Annotated in this window: 13 protein-coding genes; 8 read left to right on the forward strand and 5 right to left on the reverse strand. The window is 44.6% G+C overall.

Annotated features, from left to right (window positions below; genetic code table 11):
* Nucleotides 1-338: 338 nt before the first annotated feature.
* Both ACHUFI_RS15530 and ACHUFI_RS15535 read right to left on the reverse strand, forming a co-directional pair.
* Entirely contained in the window at nucleotides 339-632 is a 294-nt protein-coding gene (locus tag ACHUFI_RS15530; protein ID WP_394250692.1) for a YebG family protein, read from the reverse strand.
* Nucleotides 633-721: 89 nt separating this feature from the next.
* Nucleotides 722-1,618: a LysR family transcriptional regulator gene (locus ACHUFI_RS15535; RefSeq protein WP_394250694.1), complete on the reverse strand. Its 897-nt coding sequence runs from the start codon at nucleotides 1,616-1,618 to the stop codon at nucleotides 722-724.
* A gap of 119 nt (nucleotides 1,619-1,737) precedes the next feature.
* Between ACHUFI_RS15535 and ACHUFI_RS15540 the strand changes: the two genes are divergently transcribed.
* The 4 genes from ACHUFI_RS15540 (at nucleotide 1,738) to recD (ending at nucleotide 12,457) form a co-directional block, all read left to right on the forward strand.
* Complete coding sequence (locus ACHUFI_RS15540; protein WP_394250811.1) at nucleotides 1,738-2,727, forward strand: TDT family transporter; 990 nt, start codon at nucleotides 1,738-1,740, stop codon at nucleotides 2,725-2,727.
* 94 nt (nucleotides 2,728-2,821) lie between these two features.
* Nucleotides 2,822-6,301 carry an exodeoxyribonuclease V subunit gamma gene (gene recC / locus ACHUFI_RS15545; RefSeq protein WP_394250696.1) on the forward strand — a complete coding sequence of 1,160 codons (3,480 nt, stop codon included), beginning with the start codon at nucleotides 2,822-2,824 and terminating at the stop codon, nucleotides 6,299-6,301.
* 274 nt (nucleotides 6,302-6,575) lie between these two features.
* Nucleotides 6,576-10,283, forward strand: coding sequence for an exodeoxyribonuclease V subunit beta (recB, locus tag ACHUFI_RS15550; RefSeq protein WP_394250698.1), 3,708 nt, complete (start codon nucleotides 6,576-6,578; stop codon nucleotides 10,281-10,283).
* Nucleotides 10,283-12,457, forward strand: a complete 2,175-nt coding sequence (recD, locus tag ACHUFI_RS15555; protein WP_394250700.1) for an exodeoxyribonuclease V subunit alpha — start codon at nucleotides 10,283-10,285, stop codon at nucleotides 12,455-12,457. The genes recB and recD overlap by 1 nt, the downstream gene beginning before the upstream one ends.
* A gap of 48 nt (nucleotides 12,458-12,505) precedes the next feature.
* Here the strand turns inward: recD and ACHUFI_RS15560 are convergent, their stop codons facing one another.
* Both ACHUFI_RS15560 and argA read right to left on the reverse strand, forming a co-directional pair.
* Entirely contained in the window at nucleotides 12,506-12,697 is a 192-nt protein-coding gene (locus tag ACHUFI_RS15560; RefSeq protein ID WP_394250702.1) for a hypothetical protein, read from the reverse strand.
* A 277-nt stretch (nucleotides 12,698-12,974) separates the two neighbouring features.
* Entirely contained in the window at nucleotides 12,975-14,312 is a 1,338-nt protein-coding gene (gene argA / locus ACHUFI_RS15565) for an amino-acid N-acetyltransferase (protein ID WP_394250704.1), read from the reverse strand.
* A 163-nt stretch (nucleotides 14,313-14,475) separates the two neighbouring features.
* Here argA and ACHUFI_RS15570 point away from each other — a divergent pair, with 163 nt between their 5' ends.
* The 4 genes from ACHUFI_RS15570 (at nucleotide 14,476) to csdE (ending at nucleotide 17,487) form a co-directional block, all read left to right on the forward strand.
* Nucleotides 14,476-14,940, forward strand: coding sequence for a DUF2850 domain-containing protein (locus ACHUFI_RS15570; protein WP_394250706.1), 465 nt, complete (start codon nucleotides 14,476-14,478; stop codon nucleotides 14,938-14,940).
* Nucleotides 14,941-15,033: 93 nt separating this feature from the next.
* Nucleotides 15,034-16,137, forward strand: coding sequence for a murein transglycosylase A (gene mltA / locus ACHUFI_RS15575; protein WP_394250708.1), 1,104 nt, complete (start codon nucleotides 15,034-15,036; stop codon nucleotides 16,135-16,137).
* 92 nt (nucleotides 16,138-16,229) lie between these two features.
* Nucleotides 16,230-17,039 carry a tRNA cyclic N6-threonylcarbamoyladenosine(37) synthase TcdA gene (gene tcdA, locus ACHUFI_RS15580; protein ID WP_394250710.1) on the forward strand — a complete coding sequence of 270 codons (810 nt, stop codon included), beginning with the start codon at nucleotides 16,230-16,232 and terminating at the stop codon, nucleotides 17,037-17,039.
* A 19-nt stretch (nucleotides 17,040-17,058) separates the two neighbouring features.
* Complete coding sequence (csdE, locus tag ACHUFI_RS15585; RefSeq protein WP_394250714.1) at nucleotides 17,059-17,487, forward strand: cysteine desulfurase sulfur acceptor subunit CsdE; 429 nt, start codon at nucleotides 17,059-17,061, stop codon at nucleotides 17,485-17,487.
* Between the two features lie 39 nt (nucleotides 17,488-17,526).
* On the opposite strand, the gene csdA is transcribed toward csdE, so the two are convergent.
* Complete coding sequence (gene csdA, locus ACHUFI_RS15590) at nucleotides 17,527-18,738, reverse strand: cysteine desulfurase CsdA (protein WP_394250716.1); 1,212 nt, start codon at nucleotides 18,736-18,738, stop codon at nucleotides 17,527-17,529.
* Nucleotides 18,739-18,767: the final 29 nt, after the last annotated feature.

Below are 18,767 nucleotides of genomic sequence, written 5' to 3' on the forward strand. Positions count from 1 at the left end.
TGCGAAAGCGGGTTGATAGTTTTCTGATGTGGGAGATAGTTAATGAGCGTTCGCCCTTTAGAATTAGAGAAACAAGAGACTTCCCACCAATTTCGTTTACAAAATCTGTTAGTTTCAAATGGTGTTGATCAATGATCACTCTGAGCATGGCGATACCATTATCATAAGAGAGTGAGATGTTTTCTTGTGTCAGTAGGAATGAGTACTAAGGAGTTATTTTTTGTTGGCGAAAGAAAGCGAATTTCGAGTGATTTAGGCATAAAAAAACGCCACCCGCATACTCGAACTACGAGTAAGCTGGTAACGTTCTGCACTTTGAAGTCTCAATAGTGAGCGGCTTACGCTGCGTCTTCTTCCTTTGGATCTTCAACTGCTTCTACTTTTGTTTTTTTTGGAGCAGGCTTGCGTTTCGCACCAAGAGCATAAAGAACTTCTTCTTTATTTTTAGCTAGGTACATAGCCAGCTCTTCTTGCTTCGCTTCGTCTTCAACTAACTCGCTTTTGTTTAATAGTTCAAAAAGCTCATCAGCCATATCTAACATTTTGTCGTAAGCGTCAGCTTCGGCTTTAGAGGTAAAAGTCATTTTCTCTTCTCCGTTGCGTTCCACCACGTACTTGACGATAACAGCCATGGTTAATCCTCTAAGTTTGATTTATTTTTACTGGCTTTTTATACAGTTTTGTACGCCAAAAGTCTAGCTGAACAGGGAAGTCTGAGACGTTACCCCGATTGTTGCGACCAGTTTTGACAGTAATCCATAAACGCCTTTAGTAGCGGACTTTGATACTTGTCTTTGTGGACTAGCATCCAAAATCGTCTTTGCATATCTAACGGAACATTGAGTACTTTTACTTTGCCTTGCGCAATCGCGGGCTCTGCCGCAAGTTGAGATAGGCAGGCAAAGCCGAGTCCAGCAGAAACAGAGTTGATAATGGCTTCTGTGGTATTAAGTTCAAAAGATTCATACCAGTTATCCAATCGAGGGGCGACCGAACGCAGGAAGAACTCTCTGGTGCCAGACCCCGGTTCACGGAGTAGCCAATGGCTATTTTCAAGGTCGTGTAAAGTGACGACATCTTGTTGAGCTAGGGGGTGATTCACACTGGCAATCACACACATCTCATCGCCACTAAATTGAGTCGATATCAATTCGGGATGCAATGTTTTCCCTTCGATTAATGCAATGTCGAGTTCGTAGTCGATGAGACGCTGACAGATAAGTGCACTGTTCGAAATGAAGAGTTTTTGATCTTGATGAAGAGTTTGTTCTCTAAACCCTGACAGAATATACGGAGCAACTTGATTACCAATAGTATCACTCGCACCCACTTTCAAACGCCCATTGAGAGATTGCTGCTGGTTAAATAAGTCGTCGATATCTGAAGCGCGATGAAGAATTTCATCGGCTAAAGGAAGCAGTTTTTGCCCTTCTTGATTGAGGATTAGTCGATTATTAACTCGATCAAACAATGAGTGGCCGAGCTGCTTTTCCATTTCAGACAATGCCATGCTGACAGCAGCTTTAGAAAGAAATAGTGCTTCAGATGCTGCGGTTAAGGTGCTGTGTTGAGTAATGGTGACAAACACTTTCAGTTGTTTAATCGAAATATTGGCCATGTTCTAGTGCGTTCAGTTTTGATTAACGAGTGTTTTATATAATTGGATATAACAGAACGTAGTGCAAGCGTAATATTGCTTTATCGGGCTGGTTTGTAGTAGCCCTAAGAGAGGCAATGATGATTAAGTGGATAAAAAACGTAGTAGTAGGTGCACCAACGCCGATGGCTGGATTGGCTTTAGCTATCGCGAGTTTAGGCTGGTGTTGGGAAAATGTCCTAGATACCCAAGGGTACGCTCAGTGGGGTAGTGCAGGCGTTGCGTCTGTATTATTGATAACTTTACTGTTCAAGTTTCTATTTCACGGGCACTTGCTTCGTCAAGATCTAGCACATCCAGTTGTGGGTAGTGTAGTTCCGACATTTGCGATGGGAATCATGGTGGTATCGAGCTCAGTGAGTCACTTCTTCCCATTAGCGGGAGATGCACTTTGGTTAGCAGCCGTTGTATTACATTTCGTCTTTTTGGTGAGTTTCTTATATCACCGTTTTCAAAATTTCGAATTACATCATATGGTGCCAAGCTGGTTTGTTCCTCCTATCGGGATCATTGTTGCGGACGTCTCTTTCACGGGAACCATTGCGTTAAAACCAGTTGCTGACTTTGCATTAATGTTCGGGTTAATTGCCTATGCGTTCATGCTGCCTTTGATGATTTATCGTTTGATATTTACTCACGAAGTACCGGACGCGGCGAAACCTACTATTGCGATTATGGCCGCACCTGCAAGCCTGTCTTTGGCTGGTTACTTAACGGTGAGTGCAAGCCCATCGCCTGTGATCATTGGTTTATTGTTTGGTATCGCAATTCTGATGACATCAATTATTTACGCGGCTTTCTTTAAGCTAATGCGTTTACCATTTAGCCCGGGTTATGCTGCTTTTACTTTCCCTATTGTAATCGGAGCAACGGCCTTATTTAAAACCGCGAGTTGGATGGAAAGCGTCAATGTCGCGACCCAATATGTCGAGCAAGTGCGTTGGTTAGCGGGGCTAGAACTCTTTATTGCAACCATTGTTGTTGGTTATGTCGCGGTTCGATATTACTTTAATTATCTTCCACACCAGCACCTAACATCTAGACGCAAAGCGTTTGTGACTAACAACTAACCTTTCGGTATTTCATAAGCTTATAAGGCTCATCTAAAAGCCGCACTTATGCTAATCTGAATCCATATTGTGGCGAGATTAGCGTGAGTGCACTTTGTTTACTGTTTACCATTCCAATAAGGTAGATACCTTAAAAATTCTTCTGGTTCATTTAATCAAAAGTGATCCGCTTGCCAACCCGTTCGATAAAGAGCAAATTTTGGTTCAAAGCCCTGGTATGTCCCAGTGGCTCAAAATGGAACTTGCCAAAGAATTCGGCGTGGCCGCTAACCTAGAATTCCCACTGCCCGCAACTTTTATTTGGGATATGTTTACCCAAGTATTGCCAGACGTCCCTAAGCGCAGTGCTTTTAATAAAGAAGCGATGACCTGGAAATTGATGGGCATTCTGCCTAGTCAACTTGAACACCCAGACTTCATTGCCTTAAAGCGTTATTTAGAAAACGATGACGATCACTCTAAGTTGTACCAGCTCGCTGAGAAAATCGCGGATATCTTTGATGGTTATTTAGTGTATCGACCGGAATGGATGGCCGCTTGGGAGTCGGGTGAACAAGTTAGCGAGTTAATGGATGACGAGGGGCAGCAGGAGCATCCTTGGCAATCCATTTTGTGGCAAGCCATTTATGAGCAAACACTCGCACAAGGTCAGTCTAAGTACCACCGAGGTAATTTGTACCACGATTTCATTGAAGCGCTTGTCACGAGAGCGACAGATTTAACTCATCTGCCTAAGCGCTTGTTCGTGTTTGGTATTTCTTCGCTACCTCCGCGTTATATGGATGCGCTCAAAGCCTTAGGTGAGCACATTGACGTCCACTTAATGTTTACTAATCCGTGTCAGTATTATTGGGGAGAGATTCGTGATCGAAAATATCTGGCTAGATTAGAGGCACAACAGCGAAAACAGTTTGCTTTGGTTAATGGTGCGATCACGCAAGAAGGGCAAGCCTCTCCTTTAAAAGATGGCCTCGAAGCGAATGTTTCAGATGAGCTTCATACTGAGCTTTCGGTCGGAAATAGTTTGTTAGCCTCTATGGGGAAACTCGGCCGAGATAATCTTTATATATTGTCTCAATCGGAATGTGAGGAACATGAATTCTTTATTGATGTGCCAAGAGACAGTCTGCTCCATCAGCTTCAAGCCGATATACTAGAGCTTGAAGAACATCAAGATGACCATCAACTTGACTCCAGCGAGCACAAACAAGTGATTACGCTAGGGGATCGTTCGCTAAGTGTCCACGCTTGCCACAGCCCGATGCGCGAAGTGGAAGTACTTCACGATCAGTTATTGTCCATGTTTGATGCGGACTCAAGTTTAAAACCTCGCGATATCATCGTAATGGTTGCGGACATCAATGCTTACAGCCCAGCAATTCAAGCGGTATTTGGTAATGCGCCGGGCGAACGTTATATCCCTTATTCGATTTCTGATAGAACTGCCGACCAAGAAAGCCCCATTCTCGCGGCGTTCATGCAGCTGGTGGCGCTACCAAACACGCGTTGCTTAGCGTCTGAGCTGCTGGAGTTACTTGAAATCCCTGCCATGATGGTCAAGTTTGGCATTGATGAAAAGCAGTTTGAACAAGCGAAACAATGGGTTGAAGAAGCGGGAATCCGTTGGGGTGTCGATGCTTCAACCGCTACTGAATTTGATTTACCTGCAACAGAACAAAATACCTGGCTTTTTGGTATTCAAAGAATGCTATTGGGCTATGCCATGTCGGATTCTGCTGGTTTGTTTGAAAGCCACAGCGAAACTATTGCTGCCTACAATGAAGTTCAAGGTATGAACGCTGAATTAGCAGGTAAGCTCGCGCATTTCATTGAACGTATCACTTACTACCGCCAGAAGCTGTCCAATACCCAATCAATTGATGAGTGGCGAGATTTGCTCGTGCAGCTGATTGACGATTTCTTTGAAGTTGAGTTAGAGGGCGAAATGGTATTGAAGTCCATTCGAGACACCTTAACTCAGTTAAAAGAGCAGCTTTCGGATGCACAATATACGCAGCCGCTCTCACCGAGCATTCTTTATCAGTATTTGAATAACAAGTTGTCGGGGGCTCGTATAAGTCAACGCTTCCTTGCCGGGCAAGTCAACTTTTGCACACTGATGCCAATGCGTTCCATTCCATTTAAAACCGTATGTTTACTTGGAATGAACGATGGTGTTTACCCTCGCTCGATGCCACCCGAAGGGTTCGATTTAATGAATGGCCGAACTAGGCCGGGCGATCGTTCTCGCCGTGATGATGACCGCTACCTATTTTTAGAGGCAATGTTATCCGCGCAGCAATGCCTATACATCAGCTATGTTGGCCGCTCAATTCAAGACAATACGGAAAGAGTTCCGTCAGTGCTCGTGTCTGAATTACTCGAATATTGTCACCAGAATTACTGTTTGTCGGGTGAAGAAGCATTAGATAGCGATACGTCTGGGAATCAGTTGGTGCAAGCGATTAGCTTTGAGCATGCCATGACTCCATTCAGCCCGTCTTCTTTCCAAGACAGTAATGGTAAGCATTTGGGCAGCTACGCCAAAGAGTGGTTACCTGCTGCAAATAGACAAGGGCAGCAAAGTGGAGATTTCAATAAAGCATTGGACGATTATCTACTTGATGCAACTTACCCACTTGATTTGGATTTAGTTGAGTTACAACGTTTTTGGCGACTACCCGTACAGTACTTTTTTAATCGCCGTTTAAAAGTGATCTTTGAACCACCATTGCCGGTGATGGAAGACGACGAGCCATTTGTATTAAATGGATTGGAAAGCTTTCAATTAAAAGACGGGTTACTGAATGTCTTAATTGAACATCCAGAAAGCAGTGAGCAAGCAATCAAAAAGTACGTCTTAGAGCAAAAAGCTCAAGGTAAATTGCCAGTCGGTGCGTTTGGAGATATTGAGTTTGAGACCAATCGAGTGCAAGCCGAAGAGGTAGCCAAAGAGATTCGCTTTGTCAGTGGCATGCCTTTGGCCGATCAAGAAATCAGCATTGAGCTCGATGTCTTAGGTGAGGGCAAACCTGTTCATCTTACAGGGTGGCTTACTCAAAACTATCAGTCGGGACTGGTCCGTTACCGCAGTGGTAAAGTGCGATCACAAGATTATCTGGCGGCTTGGATCGATCATTTGTGTTGTGCGGCGATGGGGGAGCGTAAATCGACCCATATTATTGGGTACGATCGTAAAGATGGTGTGGTTCACTTGGTTTACTCACCGATGGAAAGTGCTGAACAAGCACGCTCACTCCTAAATGAAATTGTACGCTTGTTTTATCAAGGGATGACCGCTCCATTACCTTATTTTCCACGCACAGCACTTGCTGGTGTAGAAGCTGGATTTAGCCGAGGAAAATGGGTCGATGATGAAGAAAAATCGCTGAAGAAAATGGCCGATGCCTTTAATGACAGCTTTGCCTTTTTAGGTGAAGGTCGAGATAGCTATATCGCTCGAATTTGGCCGAATTGGGATGATGAACTTGCAAGCCAAGCTCGCTTATACAGCACCTTGGTGCTTCAAGGCGCAAGATTAGCGGCACAAGACCCTAACGATCGGGATTCATAACGAAATGGAAGAATTAAAGTGGCCGCCAGTAAATCATTATTAGTGTAGGGCGTTCGCTGTACGGCCACAGGTCAGAGGGACCATTATTCGGTGGTTCGTAACGTATCTGGTTTGTACTAATTCTGAGACAGTTACGATTGCATGGCGCGCATAGTATCGGCCATAACCAAGATGTACCGTGAGTAAGATCGCACTACATTCGAACAAATTAATAATATTCAGATATTCCCTGAGTTTTATGGGAAAGATCACAATTAGTTGAAGGCTAAAGTTTATGACAACGGTGTCAGCTGCACACTCTCCCGAGGCAACGCCTCTAGAAACCATGACGTTTCCTTTGCATGGCGCACGGCTTATCGAGGCATCAGCCGGTACAGGTAAAACATTTACCATCGCTGGCTTGTACTTACGCCTACTGCTCGGACACGGCACGGCAGCACCACAAGGTGAGCTCGCGGAAGCTACCCGACATCACGAGCCGCTCACTGTAGATCAAATCCTAGTCGTGACTTTTACCGAAGCAGCAACCGCAGAGCTCAAAGACCGCATAAGGAAAAAAATACGCGCTGCATATATATCATTTCGTAGAGGCGTTTGCGTTGACTCTAAAGATCAATTTATCAAGGACTTACTTGAAGAGTACGATGATGCCAAGAGAGCATCCGCAGCCATAACATTGCTTAATGCCGAAAGGCAAATGGACGAAGCGGCGGTGTACACCATTCACGGTTTCTGTCAGCGAATGTTGACTCAAAATGCCTTTGAGTCTGGCAGCCGATTTGATAATGAATTTGTGACTGATGAAAGCCATCTTAAAGCGCAAGTGGTTGCCGACTATTGGCGTAAGCAGTTTTATCCGTTGCCGATTCAACTGGCTGGTGAGGTTCGTAATATCTGGGGTTCACCGGCTGCATTATTAGCAGACGTCAATCGTTATCTGACGGGCTCTCCATTGAAGCTAACTGTCGACGCGATGTCGGGTGATTTGCAAACTCTACACAATCAGAACCTAGATAAAGTTAAGCAGCTTAAAGCGCTGTGGTGTGAGTCTGAAGCGGACTTTTTGGCTTTGATCTCAGGTTCAGATGTGAACAAGCGCAGTTACACCAAGAAGTCTCTGCCGACATGGCTAGAGGCGGTGACGGTATGGGCGCAAAGTGACACCCATGATTATCAATATCTAGACAAATTAGAGAAGTTTTCACAAGCCACTTTAATCGAGAAAACACCGAAAGGTACCGCACCTCAGCATGCCGTTTTCGAAGCGATTGAAGATTTCTTAAATAACCCTGCCGACTTGAAAGCTCCGTTATTGGCGCATGCGATTACTCACTGTCGAACTATGCTCGCCAAGGCAAAACAACAGAAGCAGTGGTTATCATTTGATGACTTGTTGACTCAGTTGTCTGCGTCGATTGATGTCGATGAGCAGTCACTGCTGGTGGAAAGAATCCGCACACTCTACCCGGTTGCGATGATCGATGAGTTCCAAGATACCGATCCGCTGCAATACAGTATTTTCAGTCGTATTTATGTCGAACACCCTCAAAGTGGCTTATTTATGATCGGGGATCCTAAACAAGCGATCTACGGCTTCCGTGGTGCGGATATCTTCACTTATATCAAAGCGCGTAAGCAAGTTAGTGCTCACTACACCTTGGGGACTAACTGGCGCTCAAGCGCGGATGTTGTTGGGGCGGTTAACCAAGTATTTGAAACGCCAGACAGTGCGTTTATCTACGATCAAGACATCCCATTTTGGGCAGTAAATGCAAGTCCGGGTGCTGATAAACGTCAGTGGGTAATGAATGGTGAAAAGCAGCCAGCGATCACCTATTGGTTGCAAGAAGCGGAAGAAAAGCCTTTAGCAAAAGGTGAGTACCATGCCGCCATGGCTGAAGCCACCGCGAGCCAAATTCAAAGTATTCTTACGGCGGCGCAAAGCAATAATGCTCATTTCTATTCTGGTAAAGAGCAGGAAGGGGGTAAACAACCTGACCTGATCCAAGCCGGAGATATTGCTGTGTTGGTTCGTACGGGGAGTGAAGGGCGATTAGTCAAAGAAGCGCTTTCTCAACAGGGGATTGCGAGTGTTTATTTATCCAACCGAGACAGTGTATTTGTCAGCCCAATAGCACAAGATCTCCAGCGCCTACTTCAAGCTGTGCTAACACCTGAAAATGACCGAGCGCTAAGAGCGAGTTTGGCCTCTGAATTATTTGCACTGGACGCCGCTGCGTTAGATGAGCTGAACAACGATGAAGTTGTTTGGGAAAACGCAGTAAATGAGTTCAGAGAATATCGCAAATTGTGGGTGCAACGTGGCGTGCTACCTATGTTACGAAGTGTCATGAGTAAAAGGCACATTGCGGAACGTTTGTTGGAAGAACCTCAAGGTGAGCGCTCACTTACCGATCTGATGCATATTGGAGAGTTGCTTCAACAGGCAAGGCAGGAGCTTGACAGCGATTACGGTTTACTGCGATGGCTAGCTGAATCTATTTCAGACGCGCAGCAAGGACTGGGAGGGGGAGAGGACGATATTCAGCGCCTAGAGTCCGAACGAAATTTGGTGCAAATCGTTACCATCCATAAATCTAAAGGTCTGGAATATGATTTGGTTTTTCTTCCGTTTGTTGCGAGTTACCGAGAAGCGAGCGAAGGCAAATATTACGATCATGAAACAGATACGACGGTTCTTGATATTACAGGAAGTGACGCAGCACTCGCACAAGCGGATAAAGAACGTTTAGCGGAAGATTTACGATTGATTTATGTAGCACTGACTCGAGCTGTATATGGCTGTTTCATTGGCATGGCACCTTTAAGAAAGGGACGCTCAACCAAAGAACCGACAGGCGTACATTTGAGTGCGATGGGTTACCTGGTGCAAAACGGTGAGGAGCTTGGTATCAATGAACTAGGGCAAAAGCTGCAGGCGATGGCGCAAGCAAACCCTAATGTTCGCTTGGCTGATGTTCCAACTGCGCATGATTCAGTGTTTACTCCTCAGCAGGAAACTGAAGAAGAACTCAATGCAAAAACTTTGCAGGCAAATATCGATAGAAACTGGCGAATTACCAGTTATTCTGGGTTAGTAAAACAAGGCTCACACGGTGCGACTCATGATGCCGTGATTGAAGTATCAGGTTTTGATATTGATTCGGTCGATGAACAGGATGAATTGGAGCTATTGGAGCCGGAACGCTCGATTTTTACTTTTCCAAGAGGCGCTCGCCCCGGGACATTCTTGCATACTCTATTCGAAGAAGTGGAATTTACACAACCTGCGACGAGTGAGCAAAATACACAAGTGATCCAACAGCTGCTTGAAGCTGAACAATATGAAGAGGACTGGCTGCCAGTCTTGCAGCAATTAGTTGATACAGTGCTAAATACGCCTTTGGACGGGAAACAATTGAAGCTTTGCGAAAAAGGCCCGAGCCAAAGGCTAGTGGAAATGGAGTTTTTATTACCGATCGAGGTGCTTGCCTCAAGTGCGTTAAACCGAGTCATTCAATACCATGATCCACTTTCTGCTAAAGCTGGCGACCTTGGTTTCCATACTGTTCAAGGTATGTTGAAAGGTTTTATTGATTTAGTTTTCGAACATCAAGGTAAGTATTACGTATTGGACTGGAAGTCGAACCATTTAGGTGACGATGTATCTCTTTACCACGGTGACAACTTGAAGGCGGCAATGGCGGATCATCGTTACGATTTACAGTATCAAATTTATGCATTGGCGCTGCACCGTTTTTTGCGTAGCCGCATTGCGGATTATGATTACGAAACGCACTTTGGCGGTGTGTATTACCTGTTTCTACGTGGTATCGATGGGCAGTCTCAACAAGGGGTGTTTTCGGCTAAGCCTTCACAATCATTACTTCATGAACTGGACCAACTGATAGATGGTCACGCGATAGATCGAAGCACATCGACACTTGATGGCGATGAAGCTGGCCAAATGGAGCTTTTATAATGATGACGTTCGATTTTAATACCGCTCCTTTGTTAGAGGTTTTGCGTGAACTCGCGAATAAAGGGGCGATTCGCCAACTCGATTATCAATTTGCTCGCTTCATTTCTCAGCAAACCTCTAGCTCACAAGATGAAATTGGATTCATTGCAGGGGTTGTGAGCCATGAGTTAGGTAAAGGCCATATTTGCATTCAACTTAAGCAATCACACGGGGAACTTGTCGATATTGCTGCGATATTGAGCTTGTATGGGGAAGCCGCCTTAACGTTAAATCAACGGCTGATTCAAATTGATTGGTATGGCTTACTAGAGAGTACTGTACTGGTTGGGAAGACTCTGGGGGCGGCGACCCCGTTAATGTTTGATGGGACGCGTTTATACTTACAACGTTATTGGAATTACGAAGTCGTACTCGCGAATACGCTGAATCGTTTGAGTGCACCTGTTGAATTAACGCAGCAGCAAAAAGTGGCACTAACAGAAACACTCGATCATTTATTTGCTCGTAGCTATCAATACCTCTTCAGTGCCCTTGCTAAGCTCAATCAGTCAGGGAAAGGCACTCAAGTTCTTAGACAGCAGCTAGTGTGTGATCATTTAGATATTGTGGCTGAAGGGGAGTTAGACTGGTCGAGCATTGACGATAAGTTAACAAGTGCAACGACAGCTTCAGACCTTAACAGCTTAGATACTTTAGTCCCTAATTCGGTATGCCTAAACTGGCAAAAAGTGGCAGCAGCCGTGGCTCTGAGTCGCCGTTTTGCGGTGATATCGGGAGGTCCAGGTACCGGAAAAACCACCACTGTTACTAAACTGCTTTCCGCTATGGTGGAACAGTCAATGGGTGCTGGAAGTATTCCAACGATTAAGTTGGTTGCTCCAACGGGTAAAGCGGCAGCACGATTAACCGAGTCAATTGGTAAAGCGATAGAGCAGCTCCCTTTACCTCCTAAAGTTAAAATCAACATTCCGACTGAATCGAGTACTTTACACCGTTTGTTAGGGGCTATCCCTAATCGAGCTGAGTTCCGCCATCATCGGGGTAATCCGTTGCATTTAGACATCTTAGTCGTCGATGAAGCGTCAATGGTCGATTTGCCTATGATGTACAAATTAGTCGATGCCCTGCCGGAGCATGCTCGTGTCATTTTGTTAGGTGATAAAGATCAGCTCGCCTCCGTAGAAGCCGGTGCCGTTCTAGGGGATATTTGTTCGTTCAATCAAGTTGGCTACAGCCCGAACCAAGGCAAGTTGATTTCACAACTCACGGGCTTTTCGTATTTGCCTGCATCACCTCAAGGCAACCAAGTTACCCCCCCTGCGGTCGCCGATAGCCTTTGTATGCTGCAAAAAAGTTATCGCTTTGACGCCCGTTCGGGGATTGGTCAGCTTGCTAAGGCGATCAACTCTGGGTTTGTTCAACACCTTGATAAAGTTTTGGCAAGTGGCTTTGAAGATATCGAAAACCATTCACTATCAAGCGACAGCTATAACTTGATGCTAAAAACTTTGGTCTCTGAATATGGGCGTTATCTCAATAGAATGAGTATCAAGACGCCAGCTGACCCTTCTGATAAAGCTGAAACCCAAGAACAAACGGCGAAAGCTGCGCTCGACCAGTTTAGTGAATGCCGACTGCTGTGTGCAATTCGTGAGGGGGATTTTGGCGTATCAGGACTAAACAACAGAATAGAGAAAGCGTTAGCGGCGCGACGTCTGATCACAACCAATGATGAACTCTGGTATCACGGTCGTCCTGTGATGGTGACTCGTAATGATCACAGTTTAGGGCTTTATAACGGCGATATTGGTATCTGCATGTTGGATAACCGAACAGCAGAAGAAGGTGGGGATGAAACACCGCGTTTAAAAGTCTACTTTGAACTTCCTGATGGAAGTGTGAAATCGATTCTACCTAGTCGGGTACCGGAACATGAAACCGCTTATGCGATGACGATCCATAAATCTCAAGGTAGTGAGTTTGATTTGACGTTGATGATTCTGCCACCTGATTTTACCCCGATACTGACTCGAGAGCTTATCTATACAGGGATCACGCGAGCGAAAAATCGGTTAATGATGTTTTGTGATCAAACAGTATTAAAACGAGGTGTTAAAGTCAGAACGACAAGGAACAGTGGGTTAGTAAGCCGGTTAGGTGAGTCAGTTTCTTAACGATTAAGGAAAGCTAAACGACCATCCTTGGCCATTTTAGAGTGTTGATTACGCTTCTGTAGAAGCGAACACTCGAGTAAAAGAGATCTTGTTTATCTTGTATTGTTGCTGACAATTCAAGATAAACTCTTTTAAGTTGTCATTGACGGGAAATACACAATGAACATCTAGCCCTTCTAAGAAATGGTTATCAGCCATATCCCAAAAACTCTGAAGCGAATTACAAATGATAGTTCTCATATGGACGTTGCTCTTATTGCTTATTGTTCTTAATCTTCGAACCGATTTAAACAAGTGGTTCGAAAATCAATTGGTTTAGCAATCCGTGCAGTGGCAACCCTATCCGTGTTGATGAGTTGCGATATCTATTTAGATTGATCTCTGAATAAAAATCGATCGAATTCTATACAATAATCATTATGAATGAAAGTGCTTACTTTATAAAAAACAAGCGGCAAACGATTACATTTGGCGATAACTTTGTCTTACATTTGAGAATGACTTTAGTTTGTTAGCCTCATACATTCAAAGCTAGGATTTTTGACTTTCTCTGATAGTTGTAAAGTCCTTGTTTTTCCATAGGTAATGACTCTACACCGATTTCATAGAAGCCTTGTTCTCTAAACCAATGCAAACTGTGCGTGGTTAAGACAAAAATTTGGTCAATATCGCGCGATTTTGATTGATGTTTCATGTAATCAAGTAGCAGTAGACCGCGGTTACCGTCTCTGTAGTCTGGGTGAATCGCTACACAAGCCATTTCTGCCATGTGATCTTGTGGGTAGGCGTATAAAGCTGCACAACCAATAATTAGCCCATCTTTTTCTATGATGGTAAATCGATGGATTTCTTGCTCCAGTTGCTCCCGAGAGCGACGTACTAAAACACCTTGCTCTTCTAGTGGACGAATCAAATCGAAGATACCACCGATGTCATCAATTTGAGCTTGTCTGACTTGCTCGGCACTGGCCATAACGATCTGTGTACCGATACCATCAAAAGAAAACAGCTCTTGAATTAACGCGCCATCGACTTTGTAACTGATGAGGTGACAACGCGGTATTCCCGCCCGGCAGGCAGACACAGCTCCTTTGAGGAAGCGTAATGTCCCTGAGCTATGGTCTTCGGTAGGGTCTTGTGAATTGGTGAGTGTTGATAAGATCTCTTGCGCATCACTTGGGAAGAGCTCAGCAATCGCATTTCCCTGCTCATTGATGATGCCTTGCTCAGAGCAGAAGCCAATAAGTTTGTCGGCATTTAGTCTGATCGCAACTTGAGTGGCGACTTCTTCCGAAAGGAGGTTGAAACATTCGCCAGTGACCGAACTCGCAATAGGGCCAAGTAAAACAATCGAGCCTTGGTCGAGTGTTCGATTAATACCTTCTATATCAATGCGGCGGATACGCCCGCTATGGCAATAGTCAGTGCCATCGTCTATACCTAATGGTTGTGCAATCACAAAATTTCCGCTCACGACGTTAAGCTGAGTACCCGCCATAGGTGTGTTATTTAAACTCATGGATAGACGTGCGGTAATTGCCAGTTGTAGTTGCCCCGCAGCTTGCATAACTAGGCCGAGTGCATGCTCGTCGGTTACGCGGGTGTTTTTATGATATGGAGTGTGACAATCTTGTTTCTCTAGAATCTGATTGATTTGAGGGCGAGCGCCATGCACTAAAACGATTTTAACGCCAAGACTATGGAGTAATGCTATATCATTGATAATATTTCCAAAATTCTTATCTGCAAAAGCTTCACCACCGAGCATGATCACCATGGTTTTTCCGCGGTGAGCATTAACATACGGGGTGGATTGTCTGAACCCTTTTACTAGGGCGGTATTACGTATTTTCACAGATAATATCTTTTATTGTTTATTTATACTTAAAATTAGCATTTATATTCATTTGTGAGCAAGCGGTTTTTTGGAATACAGCGCAAAGTATCTTAGAACGTACTTTATTCCATAAACAATCTACGTGTAGAATGGCGTTGAATCCCTATACGTAGCGCACTTAATGCAAGTATCAGTGAAAAAAAACAAAGTGGATGACATCGCCAAAGGGCTTTATGAAGAAAACCTAACTAAGGCGAATAAGAAGCGGAAAGTTATTGAGCGTGGCTTGATGATCGTGGCTTTGATCGGCTCAATTTTCGTGGTTGTGCTATTGAGTAACGTATACACACAATATGTTCAGTCCCTTACACCGAAGAGCATGATCTATGGCACTTGGGTTGAGCAAAAAGTAGCGCACTATGTGACTGATGAGTTTGTATTAAGTGAAAGAGGCGTAACAATAAACGGTTCCGTTGTGGCGACTGATTTTGAATTCAATGGTAAAGTTTTTGAGTATACGGCTGGGGATACAACCTACTCATACAAAATGCTGAATCAAGAAAATACAGAGATGATTTTAGATTCTGATGCGCATTATAATCCCAAATTTAAGCTTAAAGGCGTTCATACCAAAGCCTTGAGATAATTGAGATATTCCTACAAAGTGATACAAACTTAGAATTGTGTTCTTCACCAGAGTTTGTCATTCTCCTCTCATAGAACTTTTAGGACAAATCTTGTGATAAAAAAACTCGTTCCACTCATTACGGCAGGGCTGTTATTTGGCTGTGCTCAACCAACAGACCGTGCGCAGCAATATTTAGATGAAGAATTCTCTCAAACGCTAAATAAAGCGGAGCAAGTAGAGTCTAATAAGCCTCGTGATTACACCGCATTTTCTAAACAAGCCGAACAGGTTGTAAGTAAGTCACCATCGATGGCTAAAATTTATCAGCCATTGTATCAGCAACTAGAGGCCTGGATCCTTCAAAGCGGCGACCCTAGTGAGCTTGCCAATTTCGGTGTGGAAGCTGCTCAATTTGGAGGTGGTGATAGTAAAGGCAATGTTCTTTTTACTGGTTACTTTTCTCCGGTGATTGAACTGCGACATGAGTCGAATGAGGAATACCAGTTCCCGGTATATGGCTTACCGAAGTGCTCTGAAGATTGTCCTACTCGAGCTCAAATTTACGATGGCGCACTTGAAGGCAAAGATCTTGAACTAGGTTACGCGGCAAACCGTATCGATCCATTCATCATGGAGGTTCAGGGAAGCGGTTTTGTTCATTTCGAAGACGATGACACCTTAGAATATTTTGCGTATGCAGGTAAGAACAATAAGGCTTATGTCAGTATTGGGCGTATATTGATTGAACGAGGTCTAGTGCCTCGTGAAAAAATGTCTCTAAAAGCTATAAAAGAATGGGTATTGGAAAACGACGCTGACGTTGTCAAAGAGTTGCTTGAGCAAAACCCATCTTATGTATTTTTCCAACCACGCGAAGATACCTCCGTTATGGGAACAGCGGGAATCCCGTTATTACCAATGGCAGCAGTAGCAGGCGACCGTTCGATTCTTCCTATGGGGACGCCAATATTAGCAGAAGTACCGCTGCTCAATGCCGATGGCACTTGGAGCGGAGCGCATCAATTAAGGCTATTACTGGTTCTGGATACCGGTGGCGCGGTAAAGCAGAATCACCTTGATTTGTACCATGGCATGGGGCCAAGAGCAGGTACCGAAGCCGGGCACTACAAGCATTTTGGCCGGGTTTGGAAATTGGGGCTAAATGGTGGAGCAACGGCTGCACCATGGGCTCTTCCTCCAGAGAAGCAGGAATAGCTTTTCCTTCCTTGCCAAATGCTAGACTTTTTATTAAAGAGTGCGTATAAAACGCACTCTTCTTTATCTATCGAACCCAATTGGACGACAATATGCGTGAATTGACCTCTCCAGCCTCTGAAAACTATGACCAGCGTTTTGGCGGAACTCGCCGATTGTATGGCAATAGTGAAGTCGAGATATTAAGAGCTGCGCATGTGTGTGTGATTGGGATCGGTGGCGTGGGTTCGTGGGCGGTTGAAGCTCTTGCGCGTTCAGGAGTGGGGGAGTTAACACTCATCGATATGGATGACGTGTGTGTGACCAATATTAACCGTCAAATCCATGCGATGTCTGGCACCGTTGGGCAGAGTAAAATTGAGGTGATGGCGGAGCGAGTCAAATTGATCAACCCTGAGTGCCAGGTGAATTTGATAGATGACTTCATTGGCCCAGATAACCAAGCGGAATACTTATCTAAAGAGTTCGATTACGTGCTCGATGCGATTGATAGTATGAAGGCAAAAGCGTCACTATTGGCTTATTGCCGCAGCAATAAAATTAAAGTGATTACGACTGGTGGGGCTGGTGGCCAAACCGATCCAACGCAAATTCAAATCGCTGATTTAACGAAAACAATCCAAGACCCATTGGCCAAGAAGCTGAAAGATACTTTACGCCGCCATCATAATTTCCCTAAAAACCCACAACGTAAGTTTGGTATTGATTGTGTGTTTTCGACAGAGCAACTTAAATACCCTCAAGCGGATGGCAGTGTATGTGGTACAAAATCGACTGCAGAAGGTCCAAAACGTATGGATTGCGCGAGTGGATTTGGTGCGGCAACGGTCGTCACTGCAACGTTTGGGTTTGTTGCAGTTTCTCGTATCATTGAAAAGCTTGTCCTGAAATATAAAAAGTAAACCACGTTTGGAGCCAGTAATGATGGAATTCCCTAGCTCTCCGTTTGGAGAAACCATAACAAGTGAAGATATCAGTGCAACGATGCAAAACTTTACTGGTTGGGAGGATCGTTATCGTCAAGTTATTCAATGGGGAAAAAAACTACCTCAGATGCCTGATGAATTGAAAAATGATCAGGTAACCGTGGCTGGATGCGAAAGCCAAGTGTGGTTAGTCGCCCAATGTGTTGATGGCGTGTGGTATTTTTGCGCGGATTCAGATGCTCGTATTGTTCGAGGACTTATCGCATTAGTGATGGCCGCTTTTGATGGCAAAACGGCAGAGCAGATTCAATCATTCGATATCGATAGCTATTTTGAAAAGTTGGGTCTAATTAACCATTTGAGCCCTTCTCGTGGCAATGGCTTAAAAGCGATTGTCGAACAAATAAAAGCGCAAGCAATTTAAAAAAGGGTTGGCAAATGCCAACCTTTTTTTGATCGTGAGCTATAGCATATCGACCGCTTTTTCCACGGCTTGGATAAGGCGTTCCACATCTTCTAGGGTATTGTAGATCCCAAAAGAGACCCTTACCGTCCCGGTTACTTGTAAAGCGTCCATTAAAGGGTGCGCGCAATGATGACCTGCGCGAACCGCTATGCCTTGCTGATCCAATAAAGTCGCAATATCTTGATGGTGGACCCCATCCATCACGAAGGTTATAACACTCGCATTTGGCTGGTAACCAAGGATTCTAATATCCTCGATTTTCGATAGCGCGTTATAGGTTTTTTCTTGCAGAGAGTGTAAGTGGGCTTCTATCTCTTGCCTTTCAAATTGGCTAATCCATTTTATTGCGGTATTGAGTGCAATCGCTCCAGCAACGTTTGGTGTGCCAGCTTCGAACTTACCGGGTAACTGTGAGTATGTCGTCCCTTCAAAAGATACGCTCTCGACCATTTTCCCACCGCCATGCCAAGGGGGCATGGCTTCAAGCAAGGCTAGTTTCCCATAAAGTACGCCAATGCCAGCTGGAGCATAGAGTTTGTGCCCTGAAAATACGTAAAAGTCGGCATTGAGGCGCTCAACATTGACCTTTTCATGCACAATACCTTGTGCCCCATCGACCACAACTTTCGCGCCTACTTGATGAGAGAGTTCGATGATGCGTTCTATTGGTTGTCGGCTTCCCGTTACATTGGTGATATGAGCAACGGCAACGAGTTTAGTTTTGTCAGACAATAACTGCTCAAAAGCGTTGAGATCACATTTGCAATCGTCAGTCATTGGAATTTTAATGATTTTTGCACCGGTTTGCTCTGCCACGATTTGCCATGGAACGATATTCGCGTGATGCTCCATTTCGCTGACTAAGATTTCATCGCCAATTTGCAGTGAACTGCGAGCGTAGGTTTGAGCTATAAGATTGAGCGCTTCAGTTGCCCCTCTTGTCCAAATCACCTCTTTGCTGCTTGAAGCCCCAATATACTGAGCAATACTGCTTCTCGCGTTTTCAAATTGGCTTGTCGCTTGAGCTGTGAGGCTATGGCTACCTCGGTGGACATTGGCATTTTGTTTGGAGTAATACTGGCTTATCGCATCGATAACGACTTGAGGCTTTTGTGTTGTTGCTGCGCTGTCCAAATACACGAGGGGCTGTTGATTAACCTCTTGTTTTAAGGCTGGGAATTGCTCGCGAATATGGCGTAAATCAAGCATGAATGGTGACCTAAAAAGTTAATATGGCA

The sequence above is a fragment of the Vibrio profundi genome (genome assembly GCF_043642225.1).
GTDB classification, from domain to species: domain Bacteria; phylum Pseudomonadota; class Gammaproteobacteria; order Enterobacterales; family Vibrionaceae; genus Vibrio; species Vibrio profundi_A.